Here is a 26,904-nt window from a genome sequence, read left to right on the forward strand (position 1 = left end):
TTTCATTTTCAGGATTCCGTCGAATCGCCAGTCATGATTCCGTCGGCGCATCGGAGGTGGCGATGCGACCGAAGAAGCACAGGACGACGGGATCGGGCGATCTATTCCGGGCCAGGCTGGACCAAATCATCAATATGAAGCACGAGCTGGTTCAACTCGCCGGCAAGGTCGATAGGGACTGGATCGACGGCGAGATCGCGCCGCTCTATAGCGAGAACGGTCGGCCGGGCATCGCGACCCGCTTCATGATCGGGCTGCTGTTGCTCAAGCACATTTACGGCCTGTCCGATGAGGGGCTGTGCGAGCGCTGGGTCCACGACCCGTATTTCCAGTACTTCACCGGCGAAGAGTTCTTTCAGCAGCGTTCCCGCACGAGCGCTCGGACCTGAGCCACTGGCGCAAGCGGCTCGGCGACAAGCTGGAACTGTTGCTGGCCGAGAGTTTGCGGGTGGCGCACGAGACCGGCGCGTTACGCAGCCAAGACCTCAAGCGGGTCACGGTCGATACCACCGTGCAGCCGAAGGCCATCACCTTCCCGACCGATGCCAAGCTGCTGCACGCGGCGATCAAGGGGCTCAACCGCCTGGCGAGGAAGCACGGGGTCAAGCTGCGACAATCCTATCTTCGCATTGCCAAGACCGCGGCAATGATGGCTTCCCGCTACGCCCATGCCAAGCAATTCAAGCGGCATCAGCGGCAGTTGCGCATCCTGCGTAGCCGACTGGGCCGGATCATCCGCGACATCCGCCGCAAGATCGAAGGGCAGGAAGCGCTCGAGAACGCGTTCGCACTGCCGCTCAGCCGGGCCACGCAGATCCGTTCGCAGCAGCAGCGCCAGCGCGGCTGGAAGCTGTATTCCTTCCATGCTCCGGAGGTGGAGTGCATCGGCAAGGGTAAGGCTAGCGCTCCTTACGAGTTCGGGGTGAAGGCCTCCATCGTCACCAACAACCGCCGTGCTCCTGGGGGCCTGTTCGTGCTGCACGCCAAGGCGCTGCCCGATAACCCCTACGACGGTCACACCTTGCGGGACGCCATCGACCGCACCGAGACACTCACCGGCTGTGCGATCGAGCGCGCCTATGTCGACAAGGGATACCGCGGCCACGACGCGCAAGATCCCGTCGCGTCTTCATCTCCGGCCAGAAGCGCGGCGTCTTCGGTGTCATCAAGCGCGAGCTGCGCCGCCGCTCCGCCATCGAGCCCATCATCGGACACCTGAAGGCCGAAGGTCACCTCGGCCGCTGCTACCTCAAGGGCCGCCAGGAGACGCCGCCAACGTCGTCCTCTCAGCCATGGGCCACAACTTCCGCCGCATCCTCGCCTGGCTCAGGAAGCTCTTGCGCTTCATCCTGATCGCTCTTTGGCCCGCCTTCGCAACCCCAGTCGCCCTCGACCCCGCTTGTTAACGGACGACAAGTTAAACAATCGGCCACGCGTGAAATAGGGCCGACGGCGCGCTTTTCCCTCCGGATTCCAATCCCGAACTGAATCCCGACCCGGTCTCGTAGGAATTGTCGCCATGCTCCATAAGTCGCCGCCGACCCCGAACAACAACGGATATAGGAACCACCTGCTCGGGGAAGCGAAAATGATCGATCGGCGCGTGCTTTGGTTTTGCCTCGGTCTTGGCCTCTGTGTCGGCCTTGGCGTATGGTTCATTTTGCCGGGTGGGCTGGCCGGTAAGAGCGATGGTGTTCGTACGAGCGACAATCCGCTTATCGACAAGGTCAAATCAACCTGGCGAGCGCAGGATGGTGAGAGAGCGGAGCAAATCTTTTCCAAGGTCTCGAAGGTAGCACACTTCATCCCCCGGGGATGGGAGGTTGGTCAAAAGACCCACTCGGGCGAGCGAGTTATCTTTTCGTGGGCTAAACATCGGGCCCATCAAGCAAAGGAAGAGTACACGGTCACGTGGGAGGTGGCGCCCGATGGCGCAACGAAAATTGTGGCACCTTATGCAAAGCCGATGGAACTAGGCTGGCAGGCGTTCGCGCTCTCGCTCATTGCGGACGAAGTCACAAACGACGAAAGTGGCGTGAACCGTCGCTTTCTGCATAATCCCGCCAACTTCAACTTCGTAACCACCGCGCAGGGCAAATTGGGCGATCTCCTGCGGCGTGGCCGCTGCACTATCGGCGAGCCGATTGGAGTGCATTACTCGCCGACAATAAATAGATGAGCAGCAAGCCACGAAGGGCGGGCTGTGGCGGGTCGAACTTTCGGTCGACTGCAATGTTCCCGGACCTAGTTCTTTTACCCGTGACGGAGTCATCATTTTGGAGAAGCGCGAAGGGCAAGATTGGGAGGCACAATCGTTCTTTGCAACGCTTATCGCCACGTATGCACCCGGCTCTTGGTTTGAGCTTGCCGACCCGAAAGATCAGGAAGCGTTCAAGGCGGGCAAGAAAGTGTTGTCAAAATGACGTTCGCTGTCGATGCCTCGAGCGTCGACGATGATAAAGCCGCATGGCTGTTCAAAGTGTCCGCGCTTCGTGGTGCACGTCGCGATCTCGGTAACCGAGCGCAAGTGGAGTTTGTCGGACGGTTGGGCGAGGCAAGATTGCAGACCAACACGATGGCCGCGCCTTGACGTTCCGGCCTGTTGTGACCAATACCTCAATTGATCAGCCGCTAACGTTTGTGTACAGCGGAGCATTGACGAGTATTGGGCCATAGTAGGACGCATCGATTATCCAGTCACGCTAGGCGATCGTCTCGCCGAACCGCGATCACTCCGTCTCCGCAACCCCGACCCGGCTCCGAGGGAGCAATCGCCACCAGCGTGCCACGGGAGAGAAAGAATGGCAGCTTGAAAACAGCCCGCAGCTAAAGGGCCGATTGACATCCATCCATCTTTTCGACCTTTCGCCATCACTGACGCGGACGTTGGTCGATGAGGGCTCACTTGCTCGGCCGCCTAGTGCGATCGCTCAACAGCCTCAACACATCCGCGCGATACAGATCGGAGGGGCTTGAATCGGACCTCGCGTCAAGTTGTACCTATTGTACTATGTTCTGCTTTCCCGGCCGATCGCCTCGCGCGCCAACATCAGGAGTGCGTGGTTGATCGATTGCCACAATCCGCTGTCGCGCCATTGGTAGAAATAGTACTGCACCGTGGTCATTGGTGGGAACAGAGTGGGCGGCAGCATGCGCCACGGCAACCCGCCGCGCAACAGATAGAGCACCGCCTCGACGATGTCACGATAGCTCCATTTCGGGCGCCGCCCGCGCTTGGCCCGCACAGGAAGCAACCTCTCCAGCACGCCCCATTCCGCATCCGTCCAGCCGCTTGGCAAACGCAGCTCCTCTCGGGCAAACTGTGCCCGGGTGATATCAGTCCACATTCTCGATCCCTTTGATGCTTCGCAACACCAATGGAATCAGAACTCGCTGATATCACTCAACTTATTTTTCGGTCGGACACTAAGGGTCATCCAATTGACGAAATCATGCGCTCAGCCGTTGCTAATCCGGCGCCCATTCAGCCAGCTCTGTCAGCCAAGACGAGGACAAGTGGTCGAGCCGGCACGTGGCTATCGCGCTCGTGAGGGCAGCCTGCACAGTTTCTGCTACATTGGAGAAGGATTATGAGGCGCATTGACGAGCGCGGCACATCGCCCATTTCGGAATTTGGTGCCGATGAAGGTCAAGGCGCTGACGGTTCTAGCGCTAGATCGGCTTGTGCCCCCGGCGAAGAGGGCCGATCATTCAGTTCCGTTGTGGAGCAGACGCGCTCTGAGCCTCAGGATTCAGATGCTTCATACTCGCGCAGCGCGCAGCGCGCCAGCGGTGCAGGCCGATTTGCCGCTCCTCCCGCCAGCGCACATCGACTCTTTGGGGCTGCGCTGCATGGCGTAATCGGTGGGAGCCGTCGTCGTTTCGGCTCCTTGCCGGGATCCGGCTCGTCGCGATCTGATAAGGAAGTGCGTCGCGACGATCCAGAGGCGGAAGGCTCGCTAGGACGCTCTCTCCCATCGCACGGCGGAGACGGACCAGAAGTGGGACACGTCCACGATGTGCCCACGCAGAGTGTCCTAGGCCCAGGCCCGCAGCGACCTTATGGAATTTACAGTGGGAGACCAGGTCGAAACGCGGGCGCCTCGCATCCGCGTGGCGAAGAGTTCTGGCGCGACGATAGAGAGGCTCAAAGCTCGCACGTGGGTAGACGCCCGCCGGATACGCCGTCCGTGTCTGAGCGAGGTAGCAGACCAGGAAGATGGCGCGTCGCCGACGCGCCTGCGCAGCCAATCGAGCGTGAAGGTGCGGAACGAAGCGATCGTACCTATAATGGCGCAGCAAATCAGGAAACACGCCTGGCGCACTCTGATGGCAATCAGTGGCGTGCCGACCGAACGGCTGAGCGCTCGCAGAGAGGTGGGCTCCCGCCAGATACACCATCCGCCTCCGAGCGGGGTGACAGGCCAGGAAGCTCGCGCATCGGCGGTGTCGCTGCGCAGCCAATTCAGCCTGGAAGCTCGGAGCGAGCCCATCGAACTTATCGTGGCGCAGCCAATCTGGAAGTTGCCCCGTCGTCTTCGGATGGCGACCGTCGGCGCGCCGATCGCGCCGGCGGGCTGGCGCCGCATGGCCAATCCATCTCTGACCGAAGTGGCGGACCAGGAAGGCAGCGCATTGACGATGTCGCCGCGCAGAGGGTCCAAGGTGCGAGCTCCGAACGACCGTATGGATCCTATCTTGACGGAGTACCTGGGGGAGCAAGCTGGCGTTCAAGCGGCGACCACTGGCGAGGCGATCAAGCCGCTACCAGCTCGCAGACAGATGCGCTCTCTCGACATAGGCAATCCGTGCCTGACCTGGGTGCTGGACCAAAAATGCAGCGTATCGAAGATATAGGCGCCGAGAGCGTCCGGGCTGCAAGCTTGGCGCGTCCTTATAGACGTGCGGATGAACTTAATGCAGCTCTGAGGGACCTTGATCACGTTCGCGACATCCGTGCGTTCTCAACTGCAGTGGTGCAGCATGACAAGAGGCTGCGAAAGGCGGACCGGGAGGACCATGAAAGGTTTCTGGAAAAGGCCGCCGTTGATTTCAAGACTGAATTCGTTTCGCGCCTGGAGGAAAACATCCGCGCCGGGCGATCATGGGGGTACGCCACAACATGCAACGTGGTGAGCCGAGAAGCCGGTGGTCGTGCAGGTGTGGAAGCTTGCAGGGCCTTGGCAGCTCGGCTGTCGCAGCTGGAAGATGCGTTAATAACGAAAGTCGACCCTAATGCGCTTTCGCTCTTCGCATTATCGTTTGGTCGGAACCTCCGGGCGGCGGAATGCCGCAATGGGGTGATCAGAATCGCCCAGTTTTGTCTCGACCAAGAAGGCCGACTACTTCAGAAGCTGAACAGTCAAAATCTGTCACTGCTGCTGAACGGCATCAGCAAGTTGCCGGATCAGGAGGATATCCGCAAAGCCGTCCTCGCAATCGCCCGCGAGGTCTGTGACGGCGGCCGCCAGCTCGCTCGTTTTCATGAGCAGGACCTGGCGAACCTGGTGAACGGTTTCAGCAAGTGGCCGGGCCAGGACGATGCCGGCCGGGCCGTCCTCGCAATCGCCCGTGAGGTCTGTGACGACGGTCGCCAGCTCGCTCGTTTTAATGAGCAGGACCTGGCGAACCTGGTGAACGGTTTCAGCAAGTGGCCGGGCCAGGACGATGCCGGCCGGGCCGTCCTCGCAATCGCCCGTGAGGTCTGTGACGACGGCCGCCGGCTCGCTCGTTTTCATGAGCAGGAGCTGGCGAACCTGGTGAACGGTTTCAGCAAGTGGCCGGGCCAGGACGATGCCGGCCGGGCCGTCCTCGCAATCGCCCGTGAGGTCTGTGACGACGGCCGCCAGCTCGCTCGTTTTCATGAGCAGCAGCTGGCGAACCTGGTGAACGGTTTCAGCAAGTGGCCGGGCCAGGACGATGCCGGCCGGGCCGTCCTCGCAATCGCCCGTGAGGTCTGTGACGACGGCCGCCAGCTCGCTCGTTTTAATGAGCAGCAGCTGGCGAACCTGGTGAACGGTTTCAGCAAGTGGCCGGGCCAGGACGATGCCGGCCGGGCCGTCCTCGCAGTCGCCCGTGAGGTCTGTGACGACGGTCGCCAGCTCGCTCGTTTTCATGAGCAGCAGCTGGCGAACCTGGTGAACGGTTTCAGCAAGTGGCCGGGCCAGGACGATGCCGGCCGGGCCGTCCTCGCAATCGCCCGTGAGGTCTGTGACGACGGTCGCCAGCTCGCTCGTTTTCATGAGCAGGAGCTGGCGTACCTGGTGAACGGTTTCAGCAAGTGGCCGGGCCAGGACGATGCCGGCCGGGCCGTCCTCGCAATCGCCCGTGAGGTCTGTGACGACGGCCGCCAGCTCGCTCGTTTTAATGAGCAGGAGCTGGCGAACCTGGTGAACGGTTTCAGCAAGTGGCCGGGCCAGGACGATGCCGGCCGGGCCGTCCTCGCAATCGCCCGTGAGGTCTGTGACGACGGCCGCCGGCTCGCTCGTTTTAATGAGCAGGACCTGGCGAACCTGGTGAACGGTTTCAGCAAGTGGCCGGGCCAGGACGATGCCGGCCGGGCCGTCCTCGCAATCGCCCGTGAGGTCTGTGACGACGGCCGCCGGCTCGCTCGTTTTCATGAGCAGGAGCTGGCGAACCTGGTGAACGGTTTCAGCAAGTGGCCGGGCCAGGACGATGCCGGCCGGGCCGTCCTCGCAATCGCCCGTGAGGTCTGTGACGACGGTCGCCGGCTCGCTCGTTTTCATGAGCAGCAGCTGGCGAACCTGGTGAACGGTTTCAGCAAGTGGCCGGGCCAGGACGATGCCGGCCGGGCCGTCCTCGCAATCGCCCGTGAGGTCTGTGACGACGGCCGCCAGCTCGCTCGTTTTCATGAGCAGCAGCTGGCGAACCTGGTGAACGGTTTCAGCAAGTGGCCGGGCCAGGACGATGCCGGCCGGGCCGTCCTCGCAATCGCCCGTGAGGTCTGTGACGACGGCCGCCAGCTCGCTCGTTTTCATGAGCAGCAGCTGGCGAACCTGGTGAACGGTTTCAGCAAGTGGCCGGGCCAGGACGATGCCGGCCGGGCCGTCCTCGCAATCGCCCGTGAGGTCTGTGACGACGGCCGCCGGCTCGCTCGTTTTAATGAGCAGGAGCTGGCGAACCTGGTGAACGGTTTCAGCAAGTGGCCGGAAGACGAGGACATTTGCCATTCCGCAGCCGTGATCGCGGGTGAGGTCGGTCGCCGCGCGCTCTCCGATTTCACGCCGCAGCAGATGGCATATCTGATGAATGGCTTCAGCAAGTGGCCGGACGACCCGGCGTGTCACCGGGCGGTAGTGGACATCGCGCGCGGACTAGGCCGGGGCGGTCAACGCTTCGGTGCCTTCACGACGCCCGAGTTCAACATGATCGCCAATGCCCTGGGGCGAGGTATCACGAGAGGGGAAGACGCGGGAGAGATCACAGAGACCGCTCTGCTGAAGGATCGCTTGCATCAGCTGGCCCATCACCTGCACTATGACAATGATCGGCTGGAGCAAGGCGACGTTCTGACTATCGCCACCATTTTCAAGGCCTTGGCGAAGGCTCGACTATTCGAAGATCTTGGCTCGCTCGCCTCGACCGGGTTGGATCGGCTCAACGAATTGCATCGTGCCCCTGGTTTTGCCGCTGAGAATAACCTCGAAACCATGGGCAATCTCTGTGCCGCGCTGGTGCCGCTGGCGCGCAGCCCGCACCTGCGCTGGCACCGCAGAGTGGCTCTCCACTTGCTGAACGATCTCCAGCCGGTCGTGGAGCAAAAGATCGAGGCGCACTTCAATACAAGCGCGGCAGAGCGCATCCGTGGGCCGCGCGCGAGTCGCAATCCTGCCCTCTCGATCTATCAGATGCTCAAGGCTCGTGCAGTCCTGGCGAACATGTTCAAGCGACCGGTTATCGAGGGCAAGAAGGCCGATTTGCGGAAGAGGCAGCAAGAGCTGCGGCACGGTACCAAAGAGATCCTGGCCGGCACGCGCGACCTCATCCAGGGCGATCTTTCCAACATGAGCTGGAACCTGATCGCACAGATCGAGGCGGAGAGCCCGGTCGATGCGCTCGACACATTCGTCGAGCAAAACGCGGCAACGATCCGGGACAAATATCCTGCGTCCACATTCGATGTCCACGAGGTATTGCGAGCCATGGATCACGAGCCGAGGCCCCCACAGGGCGAAGCGGGTCTGATGCGGTTGCCGGTGGTGGACATGCAAGGACGGCCACTGGCCACAGAGTCCGAGACACGATACTCGGTTTTTCATCGGCTGACCTCAGGCGCGATCGAGGTGGTCGCCGTCCAGCTGCCGGCAAAGCCGAGCGCCCTCATGCTGGCGCGCACGCTCACCTACAAGGGGGTGCCGTACCGCATGGACCTGTTCGGCGGCAGCAAGTTGAAAGCACCAAGACCGACCGTGCTCGAAATCGCCGCCCATACTCCAGGCGGACCGGCAGCACCGTCTTCGGGGGGAAAACTGCTCGCCATTCCCTATGCCGAAACCGCGCCGGGGACGTCATTCGAGAAGCTGTTGCGGGCCTGGGCCCCGTTCAAGGAAGCCTATTGGTACACTCAGCGCAGGGGGTTTGCGGCGCCACCCGCAATCAAGGATCTGGGCCCTCACGATTACGCGCTGGAGGGCGCCTTCAAGCTGTTGCTGACGCCAGACCGCCCTACCAACGAGGAGCATCCGTTCAAATTGACTGGACCGGAAGGCCCGATTGCTTTGCGACCGCATGATGGCTGTGGCTTTATCAAGGCCTCGCTCGCCGAACGTATGCTCGCTATTCGCCGGGCCGGCCCCCAGGAAGGCCCCGATCGAATGCCGGCCTATGGTGAGGGAAGGAGATCGTCCGTTCCTGCCTCGGCGTTGCAACATTATCCGCGCAGTGAGCAGGTGGCCGACGAGGCTCGCGAAAAGGCCAAGAGCTGGCTGGACAGCAGAGGAGGGGAAAGCCTGATAGGCGAGCAGCTGTTTCGCATGGTGACGGCAGGCCACATCGATGCTCCCGGTGGCGTTGCCGTCCCGTCCAGTGATGATTACCTCCATGTGCCGAAGTGCAAGAGTGAGACGTTAACGGGAACGGGGGGCGTGCTGATCGGGCGATCTCCCTATGACAAGCCTAACCTTCGCCCACTCGCCGCCGAGCGAGTCAGGTCGGCAGCTGACGGGGATCCGACTGCGGCATTCCTCGATAGATGCGTGGCCATGCAATACAGTTTCAGTGTCGCCCAGAAGTCGCAGGAGGAGCTGGCGGCCCACGACCCGAGCTTCTTTGCCAAAGGCATTCTGATCGTGGTGCCGGATGGGATGTGGCCGGCCAACTACGCGGACCGCGGGCTGGTGATGTCGGCCGAAGACGTCAAGTGCCATTCGAGCTGGACCGAGCGCAAAGACCGTGCAAACGTAGACACGCCGGTCGACTGTGTGGGTATCCTGCAGGCGACCGAAGTGTTCGCTCCGGGGTCGTTGGTTGCAGTCCCGACCGGCGAGCAGAAAAAGCTCGACGGCGACTTCGACGGGGATACCGTCGTTATCATCGGCGATCGGCCGCAGCTGTATGAGCATGTTCGCCAGTTCGATGAGAAGGAACAAGCTCGCGGAGTTCGCTCGCTCAAGCCGCCGAAGTCGTATACCCCGGCGATCGAGGGCAACAATTACCAATTCAGTCGTGCCAGCCAGATCCTCGCGGCGACGCGGAACGCGTTGGAAATTTATAGCGGCCTGCAGCGGAGCTTTCTGGCGCAATCCCATCAAGCACGGCGTTGGTTTGCTGAGCGCGCGGTTTTTGGAACTTACGAGGGGTTTCATCACGAACTTCAGCGCGACATCCGTCAATTGCTGACCAAGGAGCAGGTGAGCGCCCAGGATGTCGAGCACATGCTCGATAGAGCGAGGCCCGAGATCAAGCTTGCAGACCATGCAGTCGCCCACGAAATTGCCGAGTTGCTCGTCAACGACCTCGAGGCGTGGGCAGCGAGCACAGCTGAGCAGATGCTGCCCGAAACATCCGAAAGCGTGAGCGACACTAAACTGACTGTGAGCCCAGCGCTTGCGGAGCTTTTCCCAAGCCTGGCGGAGACTTATCCGGCAGCCGCTCACCCACGCGACCGCATCCAGTCCTTGCTCGACCACTATCCTCCGCGCATCACTCCGCGGCCGGATGGGTACATTGCCGATGACCTCGTGCAAAGCGCGAGCAATCTTCTGAGCCTCGGGATCAAGGTCGGAACGGACGCCTTCAAGTCCGACACGAGTGTCCAGCTCTTCATGAAGAAAAGCGAATGGCTCCAGGGGCTCCTGCAGCAGACGCCAGGCCTGAAGTCCGTGCCCTATGTCAAGAGCATGGCGGCGACCCTCAACCACGGACGGTTCAATGTCGACACGACCCTGGAGGATCTGAAGGACAATCCCACATTGGCAGCTTCAATCATGGAGGCCTCTATTCATCTTGCTGCGGAGAAAGGGATTCTGCCTGGCTTTGGCCGACAGCCTGCCGAGGCTTCTGCCATCACGTTGACGCTAACTCGCGAGCAGGCTTCAGAGCGCGCCCAAATCGAGGTCGCGCGCGCCGCAGCCGAAGAGAAGGAGATCACTGTAGCAGCACGTCAGGTTGCCAAGGACCTTGAGCTGTTGGGCATCGATGTGAAGATGCCCCATCTCGACCGTCGGTTAAGATCGGAAAGCTCCCTCAGAGACCAACTCATGGAGGTGAATGATGCCCCCGAAGGCGCCTCACTGCTGATCAGCAGCGCCGTGCGCCATGTCTTCGAAGTGCCCGACAAGGATTTTGCACGTGCCTTCACGAAAGGCATTCTGGCGTTTGAGGAGCAAGGCTACGCCGAAATCAGCACAACCAACTGGTTCAGGATGAGCGCTCCGACGTTTGTCGGCATGAAGACTGTGCTCGCCACGCCGGATGGCTACCGATTCGAGGCGGAGTTCCATACGCCGGGCAGCTACAAGGCCAAAATTGCCAATCACGACACGTACAAGGAACTCCAGCGACGGCGCAGAGGCGATGCACCGGATCCCCGTAAGATGGAGCAGCTCACCCAGCGCGTGCGCGAGGTCTGCAAAGAAGTTGCGATACCGGAGGGTGTCAGAAACATTCCCCACTTTTCGATCGAAGGGGCGCGGACAGCTGGCGTCGGCGCAACCCTCGGGTTGCGATCTGCCCAACAGACCGCGACGCCCGAGCGATCACCGACTGCAAAGGAAGTTGTCGCTGCCCTCGACGGCCGGCCGATCGTGCTCGTCGGCATGCCCAGCTCCGGCAAATCCACTATCGGCCCACATCTTGCGCGAAGACTAGGGCTGCCTTTCATCGACACCGACAAAAAGATTGAGGCGATGACTCGCATGTCGATCACGGAGATTTTTGCGACCAAAGGGGAGCAGTACTTCAGAGACTTCGAGGCGAGTTTGATCGCGGAGTGTCTCGAGCGGGGACCCACGGTGCTCGCCACTGGTGGCGGCGCGTTCATGCGTGAGGAGACGCGGCACCGCGTCGCCAAGAAAGGGGTCTCGATCTGGCTCAATACCGACGCGGGTGAGATCAGGAAGCGCCTTGCTCGTGACATCACCCGCCCGCTGTTGCAGACCGAGGACCGGGAGGACAAGATCACGCAATTGATCCGCGATCGCGAACCGTTCTATCAACTTGCCGATCTCACCATCGTCCCGGGAAAGCGTAATAACAGGAGCGCGGATCAATGCTTGGTCGCGCTGCATGCCCATCTTTGCGGCGAGGCAAGCGCGGAGCGGATACCGTCCAATATCATGAGCGCGGCACCGTGATCTCGCCGCTCACCAGGTTGATTGTCGCAGCGATCGCACCTTTTAAATCCGCATGGCTTCGTGACCCTGATGAAACGGATTCATCAAGCGGCAAAAGGGATTCTAGTTCGGCCACCAACGCGGTCGCCAAGAAGGTCGTCGCTCGCGCCGAGCCAAGCAGGCCATTCTCGCCGCGGCAGAGGTGCTCCTGCTGAACGCGGGACAGGCTACCTGGGTCTCGTCAGCTTGTCGCAAAATCGACCTGTTAACATAAGAGGGGGGAAGTCCCGAGAGCCGTTCAGATGGCTCAATCGGAGCGCGGAATGAACCCTTTTAATGGTAACCGGCATGAGGGCCTCACCTCGCAGTGACGAAGCTTGTCTGCGATACCGGCTGGCAAGAGCTGATCGGTGGAGGTGGCGCGATGGCAAATGCCATGCTTGATGCCAGGTGCGTGTTCCAGCGGATCGTGATCACCGATTCCAGGCCATCGTGATCACCCATTGAACGAACCCGCTGCGCGGGAGGGCGAGGCCATTTATCTGAGAGGCATCTGTTTGAGAGGATTGGGCCGCAAGTCCGTTCCTCTTAATCCAGGAGTGCCTCATGGCCACGATGAGTTCGAGCCCGCTGCGCCGCCGCATGATCGAGGATATGACGCTGCGCAACTTATCACCGTCGACGCAGCAACGCGGTTGCGAACTTTAGCCGACACTTCGGCCGATCACCTGACAAGCTCGGCCTTGAGCAGGTGCGCGCGTACCAACTGCACCTGATCGGGTTGAAGCGGTCGTGGACTCACATCAACCAAGTGACGTGCGCGTTGCGCTTTTTCTATGCGGTGACGCTCGGGCGCAAGGAGGCGATTGAGAACATTATTTCGGCCCGCGAGCCGATCAAGCACCGCTGGTGCTGAGTGCGGAGGAAGTCGCCCGTTTCCTGGAGGCTGTACCGGCCCTGCGCGACCGCGTTGCGCTGGTGACGGCCTACGCTGCCGGGCTACGGGTCGGCGAGGTCAGCCGCCTGAAGCCCAGCGCGATCGACAGCAAGCGCATGCTGATCCTGATCACCGCCGGCAAGGGCGGCAAGGATCGTTACGTGATGCTGTCGCCGCGGCTGCTCAGCATCCTGCGATCCTACTGGTGTCTGGCCAAACCGCGCCATTGGCTGTTTCCGGGGCGCAATCCGGACGATCCGGTGAGCGTCGCCACGCTGCAAGAGGCTTGCCGCAGAGCTCGGCAACATGCCGGCCTCGATAAGCGGGTGACGGCACATGTTCTGCGGCACAGCTTTGCTACTCACCTTTACGAGCGCGGGACTGATATCCGGCTCATCCAAGTCCTTCTTGGCCATGCGCGACTGTCATCGACGGAGCGCTACACGCAAGTCGCAACCAATCTGATCGCACGGGCCAGAAGTCCGCTCGACGATCTCGACGCGCGATTGAGATCTCGGCCCGAGTAGGTGCCCGGCGCACGTCCGGCGTTCGAGGTGGCGGACATCTTCCGCCAGCACGGCCACGCGTTCCGCGTCGCCCACGCCGGGCACCTCAGCCGATCCCAGCTGCGCGTGATGGGCGCCATCGAAGCGTGCCGGACTGCCGCGCTCGGTGGTCACGTCGAGTGCTGTGTCGACTGCCGGCACCAGCGGATCTCCTACAATAGCTGCCGCGACCGTCATTGCCCGAAGTGCCAGAGTACGGCAGCCCGCGAGTGGCTCAGCGCCCGCGCTGCCGACCTGTTGCCGGTCGAGTACTTCCATGTGGTGTTCACGCTGCCGGCGCCGGTGGCGGCGATCGCCTATCACAACAAGGCGACCGTCTACGCGATGCTGTTCGAGGCAGCGGCTGAGACTTTGAAGACGATTGCGGCCGACAAGCGGTACCTCGGCGCTGAGATCGGTGCGATCATGGTGCTGCACACCTGGGGCCAGACGCTGACCCATCACCCGCACGTCCACTGCATCGTGCCGGGCGGCGGGCTGTCGGCGCACGGCGATCGCTGGATCGCCTGCCGACCGGGCTTCTTTCTGCCGGTGCGCGTGCTGTCGCGTCTCTACCGCCGGCTGTTCCTGGAGAAGCTGAGGGCTGCTTATCGTGCCGACAAGCTGCGTTTCTTCGGCAATCTGAAGCACCTCAGCGATCATTCAGCGTTCGATACAGTCCTTACGTCGCTGCGCCGCATCAAATGGCTGGTCTACGCCAAGCGACCTTTCGCCGGCCCCAAGCAGGTTCTCGCCTATTTGGCTCGCTACACGCACCGCGTTGCCATCTCCAATCACCGGCTTCTCGCAGTCGATAATGACGGCGCCACCTTCTCTTGGCGCGACTATCGCGACGGAGCACGGATGAAGTCGATGACGCTCGCGGCCGACGAGTTCATACGCCGGTTCTTGTTGCACGTCCTGCCCGATGGTTTCCAGCGCATCCGCCACTATGGATTTCTCGCTAACGGGCATCGCCGTGCCAAGCTCATGCTGATCCGTCGCTTGCTTGCGGCAACGCCACCTTCGATTGCTGATCAGGCGCCCGAGCAGCAGCCTGCGTGCGCAGTCGCAGACACATCCGAACGACCGCCATGTCCCTGTTGCGGAAGCCGCATGGTCGTTATCGAGATCCTTCCCGGACCTCGTCGGGGTAATCGGACGCCGGACACCTCATGAACCCAATCGCGCACGATAGTTTTCGCCGATATCACTGCTACCACCGCTCTGGCCGACAGCGGGTCGGTGCTCGCCCAGCCATGCTGCAATTGCCGTTGCAAGCACGATTCCGCTCTTATTGCACACCGAGCCGGCCGAGCCGACTCGGCTGCGCACCAATCTGTCCATTTACCCATCCCCAACTGATCGCGGATCGCGCACGTCTGCGGCGCCCTCAATCCCCATAACCGCTTGACCTCCCGGCCCGCGGCTTCGTTCAACCCGGCTTGAGCTGCGTCGCGCTCGTGCCTGGGTCGCGCATCCTCAAGCGCGACCCAGCTCAACCCTAAAGATTCCAGAGCATCGTGATCACCATTTCCAGCCGATCGTGATCGCTATTTCCAGCGATCATGATCGGGGCAACCAGGAGGCGCATACCGCTGACAGTCTGTAACCCGGGTAGCTTGGTCTTTTGCCTAAACCGCAGAGGATCGAGATGCCGACCGAGAGACTGTCCATGCGCCACATTCGTGAAGTTCTACGCCTGCATTACAGCGTCGGCATGTCGCAACGCGCCATTGCCCGCAGCCTTGGCTTGGCCCCGGGCACGGTCAGCAAGTACCTCAACCGAACCCGCCGCGCCGGCCTGGCCTGGCCGTTGCCTCCGGAGCTGGATGACGATGTCCGGCTCGAGAACCGCCTGTATCCGCCACCATCCGATCGGCCCAGCGACGAGCGTCCGCAGCCGGATTGGGCACTCGTGCATCGCGAGCTGCGGCGCCCGAACGTTACGCTGATGCTGTTGTGGGAGGAGTATTGCGACGCAAGTGCCGACAGCTTCAGCTATTCGTGGTTCTGCGAGCGTTACAAGGAATGGGCCGGCCGCCTCAAGCCGACCCTGCGCCAGGTCCATGTCGCTGGCGAGAAGCTGTTCGTCGACTATTCCGGACACACCATGGAGGTGGTTGACGGGCTCACCGGCGAGGTGCGCAGCACGCAGATCTTCGTCGCCGTGCTCGGCGCCTCGAACTACACCTACGCCGAGGCCAGCCTCAGCCAGAGCCTGCCGGACTGGATCGCCTCCCACGTTCGTGGCCTTTGCCTATTTCGGCGGCGTGGCGCGACAGACGGTGAGCGACAATCTCAAGGCTGGCATCATCAGGGCCTGCTTTCACGAGCCGATGGTCAACCGGACCTATGCCGATCTCGCCCGCCATTACCGCACCGCCATCGTTCCGGCGCGGCCATATCGGCCGCGCGACAGAGCCAAGGTCGAGGTCGGGGTCCAAATCGTCGGGCGATGGATTCTGGCGCGTCTGCGCAACCGCCGCTTCTTCTCGCTCGCCGCCCTTAACGAGACAATCCATAGCCTCCTTATCGAACTGAACCGTCGACCTCTCCGGAGCTGGGGGCGAAGTCGGCGCGAGCTGTTCGAGGAGCTTGATCGTCCGGCGCTTACTGCCTTGCCGGATGAACCGTACCAGTATGCCGAGTGGAAGCGCTGCCGGGTCAACCTCGATTATCACGTCGAGATCACCAAGCATTACTACAGCGTTCCTCACAACCTCGTGCATCGGGAGCTCGAGGTTCGCATCACCCAAAAAACCGTCGAGGTCTTCCTCCGTGGCAAGCGCGTGGCCTCGCATCTGCGCAGCACCTTGCCGCATCGCCCGACCACGATTTCCGAGCATATGCCGAGCTCGCATCGCCGCTATCGGGACTGGACCCATGAGCGTATTCGTTCGGAAGCCGCTAAGGTCGGTCCCGACGACGACACTCTCATTGATGTCATCCTGCGGTCGCGGCCGCATCCGGAACAGGGCTTCCGCTCAGCCATCGGCATTCTCGGACTGGTCAAGCGCTATGGCCAGGAGCGCGTCGACGCCGCCTGTGCCCGTGCCCTTCTGCTCAACGCCCGTTCGTACAAATCGGTCGCTGCCATCCGCAAGAACGGCACCGACAGAACCGCTCCGCCCGCCGAGGAGGCGCCCATCCTCTTCCACGCCAACATTCGTGGCCGCAGTTACTACAATTGATCAGGAGAGACCAGCATGCTCATTCACCCCACCGTCGATCGCTTGCGCGCCCTCGGCCTCGCCGCCATGGCCGATACCCTCGCCGAACTGCAGAACAATCCCGAGGCGGCCGGAATGCCGCACGCCGATTGGCTCGGCCTCCTCGTCGATCGCGAGGTCACCGCCCGTGACAACCGCCGCCTCACGCGCCGCTTGACCAGTGCTAAACTCCGTCAAGCCGCCGCCATCGAGAACGTCGACTATCGCACCGCCCGCGGCCTTGTTCGCTCTTCCAAACCCTCGCCACCTGCCAATGGATCCGTGATGCCAACCATCTGGTCATCGTCGGCCCAACCGGCACCGGCAAGTCCTGGCTTGCGTGTGCGCTCGGCAACAAGGCCTGCCGCAACGGCTTCTCCGTGCTCTACAAGCGGGCATCCCGCCTGTTCGCCGATCTCGCCCAGGCGCGCGGCGAAGGCCGTCTGGCGCGCCTGATCACCGCGCTCGAGCGCGTCAATCTCCTCATCCTTGATGGTGTGGACGGCCTCACCTCAACGGCATCATAGTGCCAAGGCGTGGTCGCCAGAGCGCCACAAAGAAGGGAGACCGTCCGCTATGAAATTTATCAGAATAGGCGTTGATCTCGCCAAAAACTATTTTCAGGTTCACGCGCTATCTAGCGAGGATGCACCAGCCGTAAAGCGCAAGCTGACGCGCCGGACAATGCGCGAGTTTTTCTCGAAGATCGAGCCCTGCCGCGTTGGCATGGAAGCTTGCGGCTCAGCGCACTATTGGGCGCGCGAATTGAAGGCCATGGGGCATGATGTGTCACTGATGCCGCCAGCCTACACAAAGCCCTATGTCAAGCGAGGTAAGAACGATGCCGTGGATGCGGAGGCCACCTCTGAAGCAGTCTCGCGACCTGCAATGCGTTTTGTGCCGGTCAAGAGCGCTGATCAGCAAGCGACCCTGATGCTGCACAAGGCGCGCGAGCTGCTCGTCAAACAGCGAACGATGAGCGTAAACGCTCTACGCGGCCACCTAGCCGAATTCGGACTTGTCGTCGCCAAGGGCACCGGCCGCGTCAACGAGCTTTTAGGCCTTGCAGAAGGCGACACGACTCTTCCGGACGCCGCTGTCATGGCTGCAAAGGTTCTCGGTCAGCAAATTGATGCGCTCGGAAGCGCGCTCGATGATCTAGAGAGGGAGATCGCCAAGGCCCACGCGCGAAGCGAGACGAGCCGTTCGCTCGGCGAAATTCCCGGCATTGGCAAGCTTGTTGTCTCGGTAATTGCAGCCAGTGTACCGGACCCAAGCGTATTCAATTCGGGGCGGGATTTTGCTGCCTGGCTGCGGCTGACGCCACGGCAAATTTCGAGTGGGGGTAAACCGACTCTCGGAAGCATCACCAAGGCGGGTAATCGATATATAAGGAAGCTACTGGTTCTCGGAGCAACATCGCTTCTAAACGTTGTGGAAAAAGCCGCGGCGGCTTGCGCGACTGGATTGTCGGGCTGTTGGCGAAAAAGCCGGCGCGGCTTGTGACCGTTGCCCTTGCCAACAAGCTGGCTCGGATCATCTGGGCAATGATGAGAACCGGAGAATGCTTTCGCACCGAGATGTTCGCGAAATCCTGAGCGTCAGTTTCGCCAGCCGCGTCCAAATCAAAGAGTTCTAAGCTTGGTAAGTGCAAGAAAGGCATGACGAAAGACAACGGTCGCCACCGAAAACCAGGAAAACCCCGACCAGTCGTGTGAGCTCCAAAGCTCGCATCCTTGATGTGACCCCTTGGTTGTCGGACTTCATCAGGGCCCGCGGAGATATGATCCACGCTAAAGGCCGGACATACGATCGCAGCCGTCCAAGTCGTTCGAAGTGCCAAATTGTGCTTGCCATCAGAGGCCGTCCACATATGACGACTGGGGACCCGAACCGCTCACCGCCGACCAGCGCCGTGATCTGCTTGAGATCGTCGACGATCGCTACGACAAGGGATCCTTGTTGATCACAAGTCAGGTCCCCGGGTCGCAATGGCACGACGTCATTGCCGATCCCACCCTGGGCGATGCGATATTGGACCGCATCATTCACTATGCGCACCGCCTCGAGCTCAAAGGCGACAGTCTGCGGCGTCAGGCTGGCGAAAAGAAAAAGCCGTGAGTACCTCGCGCACGATCGCTCCGCCGGTCCACAAGCCCCTCCCGTGCGCGTCGCTCCGTCGCTCGTGGGGGCACTCCGCGCCGCGCACGGCCCCTCCCATGGACCGTCGGAACGATCTCCAAGCCAGCCCGCCAGCCTTGACCAGGAGGCCATTTCCAGCACGCATAAACCCGTCAGCCGTGTTCGTCTCCGAACCTGATCACGATCACTGGAATCCGTGATCACCATCGCCTAGAACACCTGATCACCATCCCTGGAATGCGCATGCCAGGCAGGAAGGTGACTCTTATCGCCGCGTTGAGTGATCACTGGGGATCGCCGGCGGCGACGGACGGACGAGCGAGAAGAAGGCCCGGATCGCGGCAGAGAGCTTTGAGGAGGGGGCGAACATCTCCGAGGTGGCGCGGCGCGATGGCGTTTCTCGCGGACTGCTCACGGTGTGGCGACGCCAGGTAGCGGCGGCGCTGGCCGGCAAAGCCCAGAATTTCGTGCCTATCCAAATTGGCGCCGAGAGCGATGGCGGGAGGGTTGGCAAGTCCGAGTGTATTTCGCCGGTACAGACGAAGCCCGTGGAGATTGCCACGCCGCCGGCCAAGGTCTGTGGAGTGGTCGAGATCGAGGTGAACGGGGCGCGCATCCGGGGCGAGCCGGGGGTGGAACTGGCGACTCTTGTTCGCCAGGGCGATCGCCACCAGCATGCGTGGCTTCCTGACGAGAATCTGCGCAAGCCATGAGCCTTTGGGGATCGACTTGCGCCCCAGCCAGTTCGCTCGCGACATAGCCCCCACGATAAGTAATTGGCGAATGTCCGCCTGTCCCTCTCTCGAAACGCGCCCAAGCCTTTCCTTTCCTCCGGAGGAATGTTGCCGCGGGACTAAGCCGAGCCAAGCTGCGAAGTCTCGACCACATTTGAAAGTTGTCATGTCGGGCGCGAAAGCCTCGATCGCCAGCGCGGTCAGCGGACCGACTCCTGGCATTGTTTGCAGCCGGCGCGCCGCTCGAGTCCGCGCCGCCAACTTCTTGAGTTGCTCTGTCTTGGCATTCCGTCTTCTGGGTAATTTGATCAATGAGACTCCAGCATTCCTCCCGAACTAGTTCCGGCAGATCGACGTTCGGCTCCTTGAGGATTGCGGCAATGCGTTTAAGTTGTTCGATGCCTTATGGGACGGCATGACCAAATTCGTAAACAGCAGCACGTAATGCGTTGACTCAATCAGTATGCTGACGAACAAGCCGCTGCCGACTCCGAAACAACATTGCTCTGGCCTGCTGCTCTTCCGATTTCGGCTCGACGAAGCGCATCTCTGGGCGCTGTGCAGCGATTACTATTGCTTCGGCATCAGCCGCGTCGTTTTTTTGGCGCTTCACGAAAGGCTTCACGTATTGCGGCGCGATCAGTCTAACTTCATGGCCGAGCTTAACCATCTCTCGTGCCCAATAGTGAGCGCTGCCGCAAGCTTCCATCACCACCATTGCCGTTAAGTGCTCCGCCATGAACTTCCTGAACTGTGGCCGAGACAGCTTCTTTCGAAACTTGAGATGCCCAGTTGTTGATGCGCCGTGGAGCTGGAAGACATTCTTCGCCAGATCTACCCGGATTATAGCGCGACAATCAGGGGTTCTTCCGCACATTTGGTGCAGGGTGTGGGATTCACGGACAGTGCGAATAAGGGGATAAGGTTGGAATCGCAGTCGACGCCGTGATTCGCCTTGCTCCAAGCCTTCCGCTCGCTGATTTCCCCCGAGCTTTTGATTGTCCAGATACTTCCCCAAACTGACAGGGTGGTACTCGTGACTCGACCGAAGGCAGCGGTCGTGCTCTGTCCCTGTTGCAGCTACCAAACTCGTCAGGTCCACAGCCACTACACGCGACTGTTAGCCGATCTGCCATGGCAGGGTCAGGTGGTCGAAATCCGTCTTCAGGCGCGACGGTTTCGATGCGCGAACCCCGGATGCCTGCGCCGAATATTTACCGAGCGACTACCGACGACAGTACGGCCGAGAGCGAGACGAACAATCCGTCTCGGCGAGAGCCAATTGGCGATCGGCTTTGCTGTGGGCGGAGAGCCCGGCTCGCGCCTGTCGCACAAACTCGCCATGCCGGTTAGCGGCGATACCTTGCTGCGGATGGTTCACTCGGCCCCCTTTACCGGATTTTGCTGCTCCGACTGTCGTCGGCATCGACGATTGGGCTTGGCGTCGTGGCCAAGGATATGGAACGATTATCTGCGATCTGGAGCGCAATTGCGTGCTTGATCTGCTTCCGGATCGCAACGCCGACAGTGTTGCTCGCTGGCTGAAGAGCTGGCCGGGGATCAAGATTTCGGCCCGCGATCGTGCGGGTCTTTATGCTGACGGCGCACGCTGTGGTGCGCCCAACGCAGTTCAGGTCGCGGACCGATGGCACTTACTTAATAGCTTAGGGGACGCCTTGCGTCATGCGGTCGGTCGCCATCGTCACAATCTAGAGCATTTTCCACATGATGTGGATCATCTGGTGTATCCAGCATGCCTAAAGTAGTTGGCACACATCTGCGGCGCAAACGACTTGACGAGTTTGCCGATGAGTTTGAGCAGGGCTTGGACCGTGCGGGTGGCGCCTTTGCGCAGCGCAGCTTTCAACCGGGAGAAGGCCTGTTCGGTCGGGCGAGTAGGCCGGCAGATAACGCACGCGGGCGCCGACAGCCTCGATCGCCTCGCGGACACCGGCGATCTTGTGAGTGCGCAAGTTGTCCATGAAGACGATGTCGCCCTTGCGCAAGGTCGGCGCCAGGACTTGCTCGACATAAGCCAGGAACGAGGGCCCATCCATTGCACCGTCGATGACATAGGGCGCCGTGAGGCCATCGATGCGCAGCGCGGCGACAAGCGTCAGCGTCTTCCAGTGACCATGGGGCACGCCAGAGACGAGGCGCTCACCGCGAGGAGAGCGCCCATAGTGCCGGACCATCTTCGTCGTGACCGCAGTCTCGTCGATAAAGATGAGGCGCGGTGCACGCAGCTTGGGCTGCTCGGCTTTCAGCGCGGCACGCTCGGCAGCGACGTCAGGTCGATCCTGCTCGGCGGCGTGCAGTGTTTTTTTTGAAGGTGATGCTGTGACGGTCGAAGAAACGCCAGATCGAACCGATGCCGGCCTTTTGCTTTCTCTGAGAGCGCAGACGCGCGCGGATCTCCTCGAGCGTCAGGTCCGGCTCCGCGGCGATCAGCTCGATCAGCCACTGCTTGTGCTGCTCCAACGGCGAGCGGCTGTGCCCGGTGCCGGGCTTGGCCTCAACGTTTCCGGTCTTCCTCCAACGATCCATCCATCGGATCGTAGTCGAAGCGCCGAGATTGAGAATGCGCGCAGCCTCACGTGCGCTTTCGCCGGACTCAACAAGCTCAACCGCACGCACCCTGAGGTCCTTGGAGTATCCCTTCGCCATCGCATGCCCCGCATGTTGTCGCGGGCAACACCGAATCTGATTTGCGTGCCCGTGGGAATCCCCTTTGACTGTTCCGATTCACCTCAACTGGAAACCGCTCTAGCCGCAGCGGTGCAAATCATGGCCGCCGCAAAAACTCCGATCACCGGCGTGTCCGCGCCAGCGCCGGGCCTTGCACAATTACGAGCGGATAGACGAGCTGCGCGACGCGAACGTTGGGATGAAATTTGTCGCCTCCGCGCGCAAGGTTGTCCGACATCCGGCATCGGCAAACTGCTCGGTATCGACAGGCGCACTGTCCAGCGCTGGCTCGCCGCCGGCGGCGAGCCAGAGCATTCGCGTCCTCATAGACCCTCGCATCTTCTCGCGCCCTTCGAGGCATGGCTTGAAGCGCGATGAGCCTCAGGCAGCCGGGTGGGTCACAGCTTTGGCGGGAGCTTCAGCAGCAGGGTTATATCGGAAGTCGGGTGACGATAGCGCGATGGGCCGCGAACAGGCGTGAACGTGAAGCCCTTGAAGGAGCAGCACAACCGCCCCCGACCTGGAAAGCTCCTACACGTCGTCGCTGTGCTTGGTATTTGAGCCAGAATCTGGATCAGATCGATGCTGAAGCCAAGCTGTTTCTCGGACACCTGTTTGCGCAAGCGCCGGAACTCGCCACGGCAGCCGAGCTGGCGAAGCGATTTGTGTCCCTTCTCGGCGGCGGCGACATCGCCGAGCTCGATGAGTGGATCGCGCAAGCAGCCAACAGCGAGCTCAAGAGCTTCGCCAACGGCATGCGCGCGACGTCGACGCCGTCCGCGCAGCAATAACCACGTCCTGGACAACCAGTCCTGTCGAAGGCCAGATCAGCAGGATCAAAGCCATCAAACGACAGATGTATGGTCGCGCAAGTTACCCGTTACTGCGTCGACGCGTGCTTCTGGCCGCCTGAAATCGACCGACCTTCCGTTGCTCTCGATGCACCAAATGTGCGGAAGAACCCAATCAGGATGAGAGCGGAGTCTCACCTTGATCGCCGCCGCGCACCGGATCGTGCCCCGGGGCGTGGTGTAGCTGATTGCGGTTGGACCGCGTTCGCCGGCAGGGGCCGGATCGGTCAGCTGGCGATTGCCGGGAAGCTGACGGCGGGATCATCGCCCAAAGGCGTGATGGTTTCCAGCGTCATGTAGCGACCGCGCTGGACGGCCTACTCGTCGTTCTGCTCGAGCAGGATTGCGCCGACCAAGCGTGTGATGGCGTCCTCATTTGGGAAGATGCCGACCACTTCGGTTCGCTGCTTGATCTCGCCATTGACGCGCTCGAGCGGATTGGTCGAGTGCAGCTTGGCCCGATGCGCAGCAGGGAAGCTCATATAGGCCAGCACGTCGGTCTCGGCCTCATCCAGGAAGACCGCGAGTTTCGGCAATTTGGGACGCAGTTGGTCGGCAATGCGCCGCCACTGCGCCCGCGCCGCCTCAGCATCGTCCTGGGCAAAAGCGGTGGCAATGAAGGCGGAGACGACGCGTCGCCCGCTCTTGCCGGCGTGCGCCAGCGCGTTGCGCATGAAGTGCACGCGGCAGCGCTGCCAGCTGGCGTTGAGAACCTTTCCGACAGTGGCCTTGATCCCCTCATGGGCGTCGGAGACGACCAGCTTGACGCCGCGCAGGCCGCGCCGGGCGAGCTTGCGCAGGAATGCGGTCCAGAACGTCTCGGCCTCGGACGGACCGATGTCCATGCCGAGAACCTCGCGCTGGCCGTCGCTGTTGACCCCGACCGCGATGATCACCGCGACCGATACGATGCGCCCGTTCTGGCGCACCTTCACATAGGTGGCGTCGATCCACAGGTAGGGCCAGTCGCCCTCGATCGGCCGGTTTAGAAAGGCCTTCACCTTGTCGTCGATCTCGGTACACAGCCGCGACACTTGGCTCTTTGAGATGCCGCTCATGCCCATGGCCTGCACCAGGTCGTCGACCGAGCGGGTGGAGACGCCCTGCACATAGGCCTCCTGCACCACTGCCGTGAGGGCCTTCTCCGCCATCCGCCGCGGTTCGAGGAAGCCCGGGAAGTAGGATCCTTTGCGAAGCTTGGGGATGCGCAGCTCGACCGTGCCGGCGCGGGTCTCCCAGGTCCGGTCGCGGTAGCCATTGCGTTGGGCCAGCCGCTCCTGGCTCTTCTCCCCGTAGGCTGCCCCCGTCAGTCCCTCGACCTCGAGCTCCATCAGCCGGTGGGCGGCAAAGCCGATCATATCGCGCAAAAGATCGGCATCAGGGGTCTTCTCCACGAGTGCACGCAGGTTCATCATGTCGTCGGTCATCGGTGGTTCCTCGAATCAGGTTGGTGTCGCAACCCAAACCTTACCGACGAATCATCGGTGACCACCCGCAAAGCCGCTCGCTCGCTACGGCGCTATTGGGGAGCGCGCGTCGCGAGCGGCTTTGCTAACCAGCTACATAGTCGTCCGTTAACAAGCGGGGTCGAGGGCGACTGGGGTTGCGAAGGCGGGCCAAAGAGCGATCAGGATGAAGCGCAAGAGCTTCCTGAGCCAGGCGAGGATGCGGCGGAAGTTATGGCCCATGGCTGAGAGGACGACGTTGGCGGCGTCTCCTGGGCGGCCCTTGAGGTAGCGGCGGCCGAGGTGACCTTCGGCCTTCAGGTGTCCGATGATGGGCTCGATGGCGGAGCGGCGGCGCAGCTCGCGCTTGATGACACCGAAGACGCCGCGCTTCTGGCCGGAGATGAAGACGCGACGGGGATCTTGCGCGTCGTGGCCGCGGTATCCCTTGTCGACATAGGCGCGCTCGATCGCACAGCCGGTGAGTGTCTCGGTGCGGTCGATGGCGTCCCGCAAGGTGTGACCGTCGTAGGGGTTATCGGGCAGCGCCTTGGCGTGCAGCACGAACAGGCCCCCAGGAGCACGGCGGTTGTTGGTGACGATGGAGGCCTTCACCCCGAACTCGTAAGGAGCGCTAGCCTTACCCTTGCCGATGCACTCCACCTCCGGAGCATGGAAGGAATACAGCTTCCAGCCGCGCTGGCGCTGCTGCTGCGAACGGATCTGCGTGGCCCGGCTGAGCGGCAGTGCGAACGCGTTCTCGAGCGCTTCCTGCCCTTCGATCTTGCGGCGGATGTCGCGGATGATCCGGCCCAGTCGGCTACGCAGGATGCGCAACTGCCGCTGATGCCGCTTGAATTGCTTGGCATGGGCGTAGCGGGAAGCCATCATTGCCGCGGTCTTGGCAATGCGAAGATAGGATTGTCGCAGCTTGACCCCGTGCTTCCTCGCCAGGCGGTTGAGCCCCTTGATCGCCGCGTGCAGCAGCTTGGCATCGGTCGGGAAGGTGATGGCCTTCGGCTGCACGGTGGTATCGACCGTGACCCGCTTGAGGTCTTGGCTGCGTAACGCGCCGGTCTCGTGCGCCACCCGCAAACTCTCGGCCAGCAACAGTTCCAGCTTGTCGCCGAGCCGCTTGCGCCAGTGGCTCAGGTCCGAGCGCTCGTGCGGGAACGCGTGCTGAAAGAACTCTTCGCCGGTGAAGTATTGGAAATACGGGTCGTGGACCCAGCGCTCGCACAGCCCCTCATCGGACAGGCCGTAAATGTGCTTGAGCAACAGCAGCCCGATCATGAAGCGGGTCGCGATGCCCGGCCGACCGTTCTCGCTATAGAGCGGCGCGATCTCGCCGTCGATCCAGTCCCAATCGACCTTGCCGGCGAGTTGAACCAGCTCGTGCTTCATATTGATGATTTGGTCCAGCCTGGCCCGGAACAGATCGCCCGATCCCGTCGTCCTGTGCTTCTTCGGTCGCATCGCCACCTCCGATGCGCCGACGGAATCATGACTGGCGATTCGACGGAATCCTGAAAATGAAATTGCAAGGTTCCGATGCCCGAAGCTTCAAAATCCTGCAATCGCAAAACAGTCCGCAACGACAAATGCGATTCTAGCTCAATTGCTTAGCCGATCTTCACGGACGACTACATACACCACTATGTGGGACACGACCGACGACCGGGAAGAGTCTTGGTGAAGTCCTCAGCACCCAGTTTCCTGAAGATCACGTTCTTCAGCAGGAACGCAGCCGCGATACCCTGCTTGGTATAGTCCGAAAGATTGTAGGCGATCTTGGGACGCGGCAAACCGAGAAGGTCCTGAACCTCGCCCGCAGCACGGTCTACTATGAACCTCGGCCAGTTTCGGCCGAGGACTGTGTTGCGGCGTGGGGTCTCAACCATGATCGCGTGGGGATCCCATCGTTTCAATTCAATGAAATCAATGGCCTGAAGGGGACCGACGACGCCGATGGGGGGCATTTTTCGATCAGCATTCACAGCCTACGCCGCGTTCGAGTTCCCGAGGTGCGGGCGCCACCGGAAGCCGCTACCTTTCCGCTGTCGACGGATACGACGCCGATCATCCCGCTCGAGGCGAAGAGACTGTTCGGCCCGATCCCTCGGGGCGATATCGACAATCAACCTTGTGAGCGGCGAGGTCATGGTGCCGCTCCCATGACATTGGCCGGTGTCCGGTCCGCGCCCCCTTCGCCGCAAAGGTGGGCACGCAGCGCGGCCACACATTGATCTGCGTTCTTGTTGTCACGTTTTTGACCGGGGACGATCGTGAGATCGGCAAGTTGATAGAACGGCGAGCGCTCGCTGATCAGCTGCGTGATCTTGTCCTTCCGGTCTTCGGTCTGCAACAGCGGGCGGGCGGTGTCACGACTAAGGCGTTTCCTGATCTCACCTTCGTCGGTGTTGAGCCAGATCGAGACACCCTTCTCCGCGACGCGGTGCCGCGTCTCCTCACGCATGAACGCGCCGCCACCGGTGGCCAGCACCACCGGCCCCCGCTCGAGAAACTGTGCGATTGACCTCGCCTCGAGGTCCCTGAAA

General features: G+C 61.5%; 15 protein-coding genes and 10 pseudogenes. 16 read left to right on the forward strand and 9 right to left on the reverse strand.

What is annotated here, in order from left to right; genetic code table 11:
* Nucleotides 1–62 precede the first annotated feature (62 nt).
* The 4 genes and pseudogenes from ACVW1B_RS43175 to ACVW1B_RS43190 all read left to right on the forward strand — a co-directional run bounded on the left by ACVW1B_RS43175 (nt 63) and on the right by ACVW1B_RS43190 (nt 2,590).
* A pseudogene (locus ACVW1B_RS43175) lies at nt 63–1,406 on the forward strand (IS5 family transposase).
* A gap of 182 nt (nt 1,407–1,588) precedes the next feature.
* Nucleotides 1,589–2,179, forward strand: coding sequence for a hypothetical protein (locus ACVW1B_RS43180; RefSeq protein WP_253588014.1), 591 nt, complete (start codon nt 1,589–1,591; stop codon nt 2,177–2,179).
* 97 nt (nt 2,180–2,276) lie between these two features.
* Complete coding sequence (locus tag ACVW1B_RS43185; protein ID WP_253588013.1) at nt 2,277–2,423, forward strand: hypothetical protein; 147 nt, start codon at nt 2,277–2,279, stop codon at nt 2,421–2,423.
* Entirely contained in the window at nt 2,420–2,590 is a 171-nt protein-coding gene (locus ACVW1B_RS43190) for a hypothetical protein (RefSeq protein ID WP_253588012.1), read from the forward strand. The genes ACVW1B_RS43185 and ACVW1B_RS43190 overlap by 4 nt, the downstream gene beginning before the upstream one ends.
* A 427-nt stretch (nt 2,591–3,017) precedes the next feature.
* Here ACVW1B_RS43190 and ACVW1B_RS43195 read toward each other — a convergent pair.
* Nucleotides 3,018–3,347 (reverse strand): annotated as a pseudogene (locus tag ACVW1B_RS43195) (transposase); the annotation flags it as partial.
* A gap of 943 nt (nt 3,348–4,290) precedes the next feature.
* On the opposite strand from ACVW1B_RS43195, the gene ACVW1B_RS43200 reads away from it, so the two are divergent.
* The 4 genes and pseudogenes from ACVW1B_RS43200 (at nt 4,291) to ACVW1B_RS43215 (ending at nt 14,453) form a co-directional block, all read left to right on the forward strand.
* A complete protein-coding gene (locus ACVW1B_RS43200; RefSeq protein WP_141713704.1) occupies nt 4,291–4,857 on the forward strand; it encodes a hypothetical protein in 567 nt (188 codons plus the stop codon).
* Complete coding sequence (locus tag ACVW1B_RS43205) at nt 4,836–11,813, forward strand: shikimate kinase (protein WP_253603946.1); 6,978 nt, start codon at nt 4,836–4,838, stop codon at nt 11,811–11,813. Before ACVW1B_RS43200 ends, ACVW1B_RS43205 begins: the two co-directional genes overlap by 22 nt.
* 585 nt (nt 11,814–12,398) lie before the next feature.
* Nucleotides 12,399–13,256 (forward strand): annotated as a pseudogene (locus ACVW1B_RS43210) (tyrosine-type recombinase/integrase).
* Complete coding sequence (locus ACVW1B_RS43215) at nt 13,257–14,453, forward strand: IS91 family transposase (RefSeq protein WP_253603944.1); 1,197 nt, start codon at nt 13,257–13,259, stop codon at nt 14,451–14,453.
* On the opposite strand, the gene ACVW1B_RS43220 is transcribed toward ACVW1B_RS43215, so the two are convergent.
* A complete protein-coding gene (locus tag ACVW1B_RS43220) occupies nt 14,448–14,621 on the reverse strand; it encodes a hypothetical protein (RefSeq protein ID WP_225649129.1) in 174 nt (57 codons plus the stop codon). The two genes, ACVW1B_RS43215 and ACVW1B_RS43220, sit on opposite strands and share 6 nt — an antisense overlap.
* Nucleotides 14,622–14,928: 307 nt before the next feature.
* Here ACVW1B_RS43220 and istA point away from each other — a divergent pair.
* From istA to ACVW1B_RS43245, 5 genes and pseudogenes are all read left to right on the forward strand, one after another.
* A pseudogene (istA, locus tag ACVW1B_RS43225) lies at nt 14,929–16,468 on the forward strand (IS21 family transposase).
* Nucleotides 16,469–16,534: 66 nt separating this feature from the next.
* Nucleotides 16,535–16,669: pseudogene (locus ACVW1B_RS43230) on the forward strand (AAA family ATPase); the annotation flags it as partial.
* Between the two features lie 119 nt (nt 16,670–16,788).
* Nucleotides 16,789–17,013, forward strand: a complete 225-nt coding sequence (locus ACVW1B_RS43235; protein WP_253609786.1) for an ATP-binding protein — start codon at nt 16,789–16,791, stop codon at nt 17,011–17,013.
* 49 nt (nt 17,014–17,062) lie between these two features.
* A pseudogene (locus ACVW1B_RS43240) lies at nt 17,063–18,084 on the forward strand (IS110 family RNA-guided transposase).
* A 277-nt stretch (nt 18,085–18,361) separates the two neighbouring features.
* Nucleotides 18,362–18,607: pseudogene (locus ACVW1B_RS43245) on the forward strand (ATP-binding protein); the annotation flags it as partial.
* A 668-nt stretch (nt 18,608–19,275) separates the two neighbouring features.
* On the opposite strand, the pseudogene ACVW1B_RS43250 reads toward ACVW1B_RS43245, so the two are convergent.
* Nucleotides 19,276–20,239, reverse strand: a pseudogene (locus tag ACVW1B_RS43250) (IS110 family RNA-guided transposase); the annotation flags it as partial.
* 183 nt (nt 20,240–20,422) lie between these two features.
* On the opposite strand from ACVW1B_RS43250, the gene ACVW1B_RS43255 reads away from it, so the two are divergent.
* Both ACVW1B_RS43255 and ACVW1B_RS43260 read left to right on the forward strand, forming a co-directional pair.
* The gene (locus tag ACVW1B_RS43255; protein ID WP_253609783.1) at nt 20,423–20,863 is read left to right on the forward strand and encodes a transposase family protein; all 441 of its coding nucleotides are present in this window, start codon (nt 20,423–20,425) and stop codon (nt 20,861–20,863) included.
* Complete coding sequence (locus ACVW1B_RS43260; protein WP_253609782.1) at nt 20,787–21,128, forward strand: transposase; 342 nt, start codon at nt 20,787–20,789, stop codon at nt 21,126–21,128. The genes ACVW1B_RS43255 and ACVW1B_RS43260 overlap by 77 nt, the downstream gene beginning before the upstream one ends.
* Here ACVW1B_RS43260 and ACVW1B_RS43265 read toward each other — a convergent pair.
* Both ACVW1B_RS43265 and ACVW1B_RS43270 read right to left on the reverse strand, forming a co-directional pair.
* Nucleotides 21,098–22,029, reverse strand: a pseudogene (locus ACVW1B_RS43265) (IS630 family transposase). The gene ACVW1B_RS43260 and the pseudogene ACVW1B_RS43265 overlap by 31 nt on opposite strands.
* A gap of 180 nt (nt 22,030–22,209) precedes the next feature.
* Nucleotides 22,210–22,365, reverse strand: coding sequence for a hypothetical protein (locus tag ACVW1B_RS43270; protein ID WP_253603942.1), 156 nt, complete (start codon nt 22,363–22,365; stop codon nt 22,210–22,212).
* 59 nt (nt 22,366–22,424) lie between these two features.
* On the opposite strand from ACVW1B_RS43270, the gene ACVW1B_RS43275 reads away from it, so the two are divergent.
* Entirely contained in the window at nt 22,425–22,841 is a 417-nt protein-coding gene (locus ACVW1B_RS43275) for a hypothetical protein (RefSeq protein WP_253603940.1), read from the forward strand.
* Nucleotides 22,842–23,128: 287 nt separating this feature from the next.
* On the opposite strand, the pseudogene ACVW1B_RS43280 reads toward ACVW1B_RS43275, so the two are convergent.
* From ACVW1B_RS43280 to ACVW1B_RS43295, 4 genes and pseudogenes are all read right to left on the reverse strand, one after another.
* Nucleotides 23,129–24,328: pseudogene (locus tag ACVW1B_RS43280) on the reverse strand (IS256 family transposase).
* 147 nt (nt 24,329–24,475) lie between these two features.
* Nucleotides 24,476–25,822, reverse strand: a complete 1,347-nt coding sequence (locus ACVW1B_RS43285; RefSeq protein ID WP_253588041.1) for an IS5 family transposase — start codon at nt 25,820–25,822, stop codon at nt 24,476–24,478.
* 179 nt (nt 25,823–26,001) lie between these two features.
* Nucleotides 26,002–26,325, reverse strand: a complete 324-nt coding sequence (locus ACVW1B_RS43290; protein WP_253603939.1) for a hypothetical protein — start codon at nt 26,323–26,325, stop codon at nt 26,002–26,004.
* Nucleotides 26,326–26,504: 179 nt separating this feature from the next.
* The coding region (locus ACVW1B_RS43295; protein WP_456822996.1) for a shikimate kinase at nt 26,505–26,904 on the reverse strand (400 nt) is incomplete at its 5' end.

The organism is Bradyrhizobium sp. USDA 4502 (assembly GCF_054063355.1).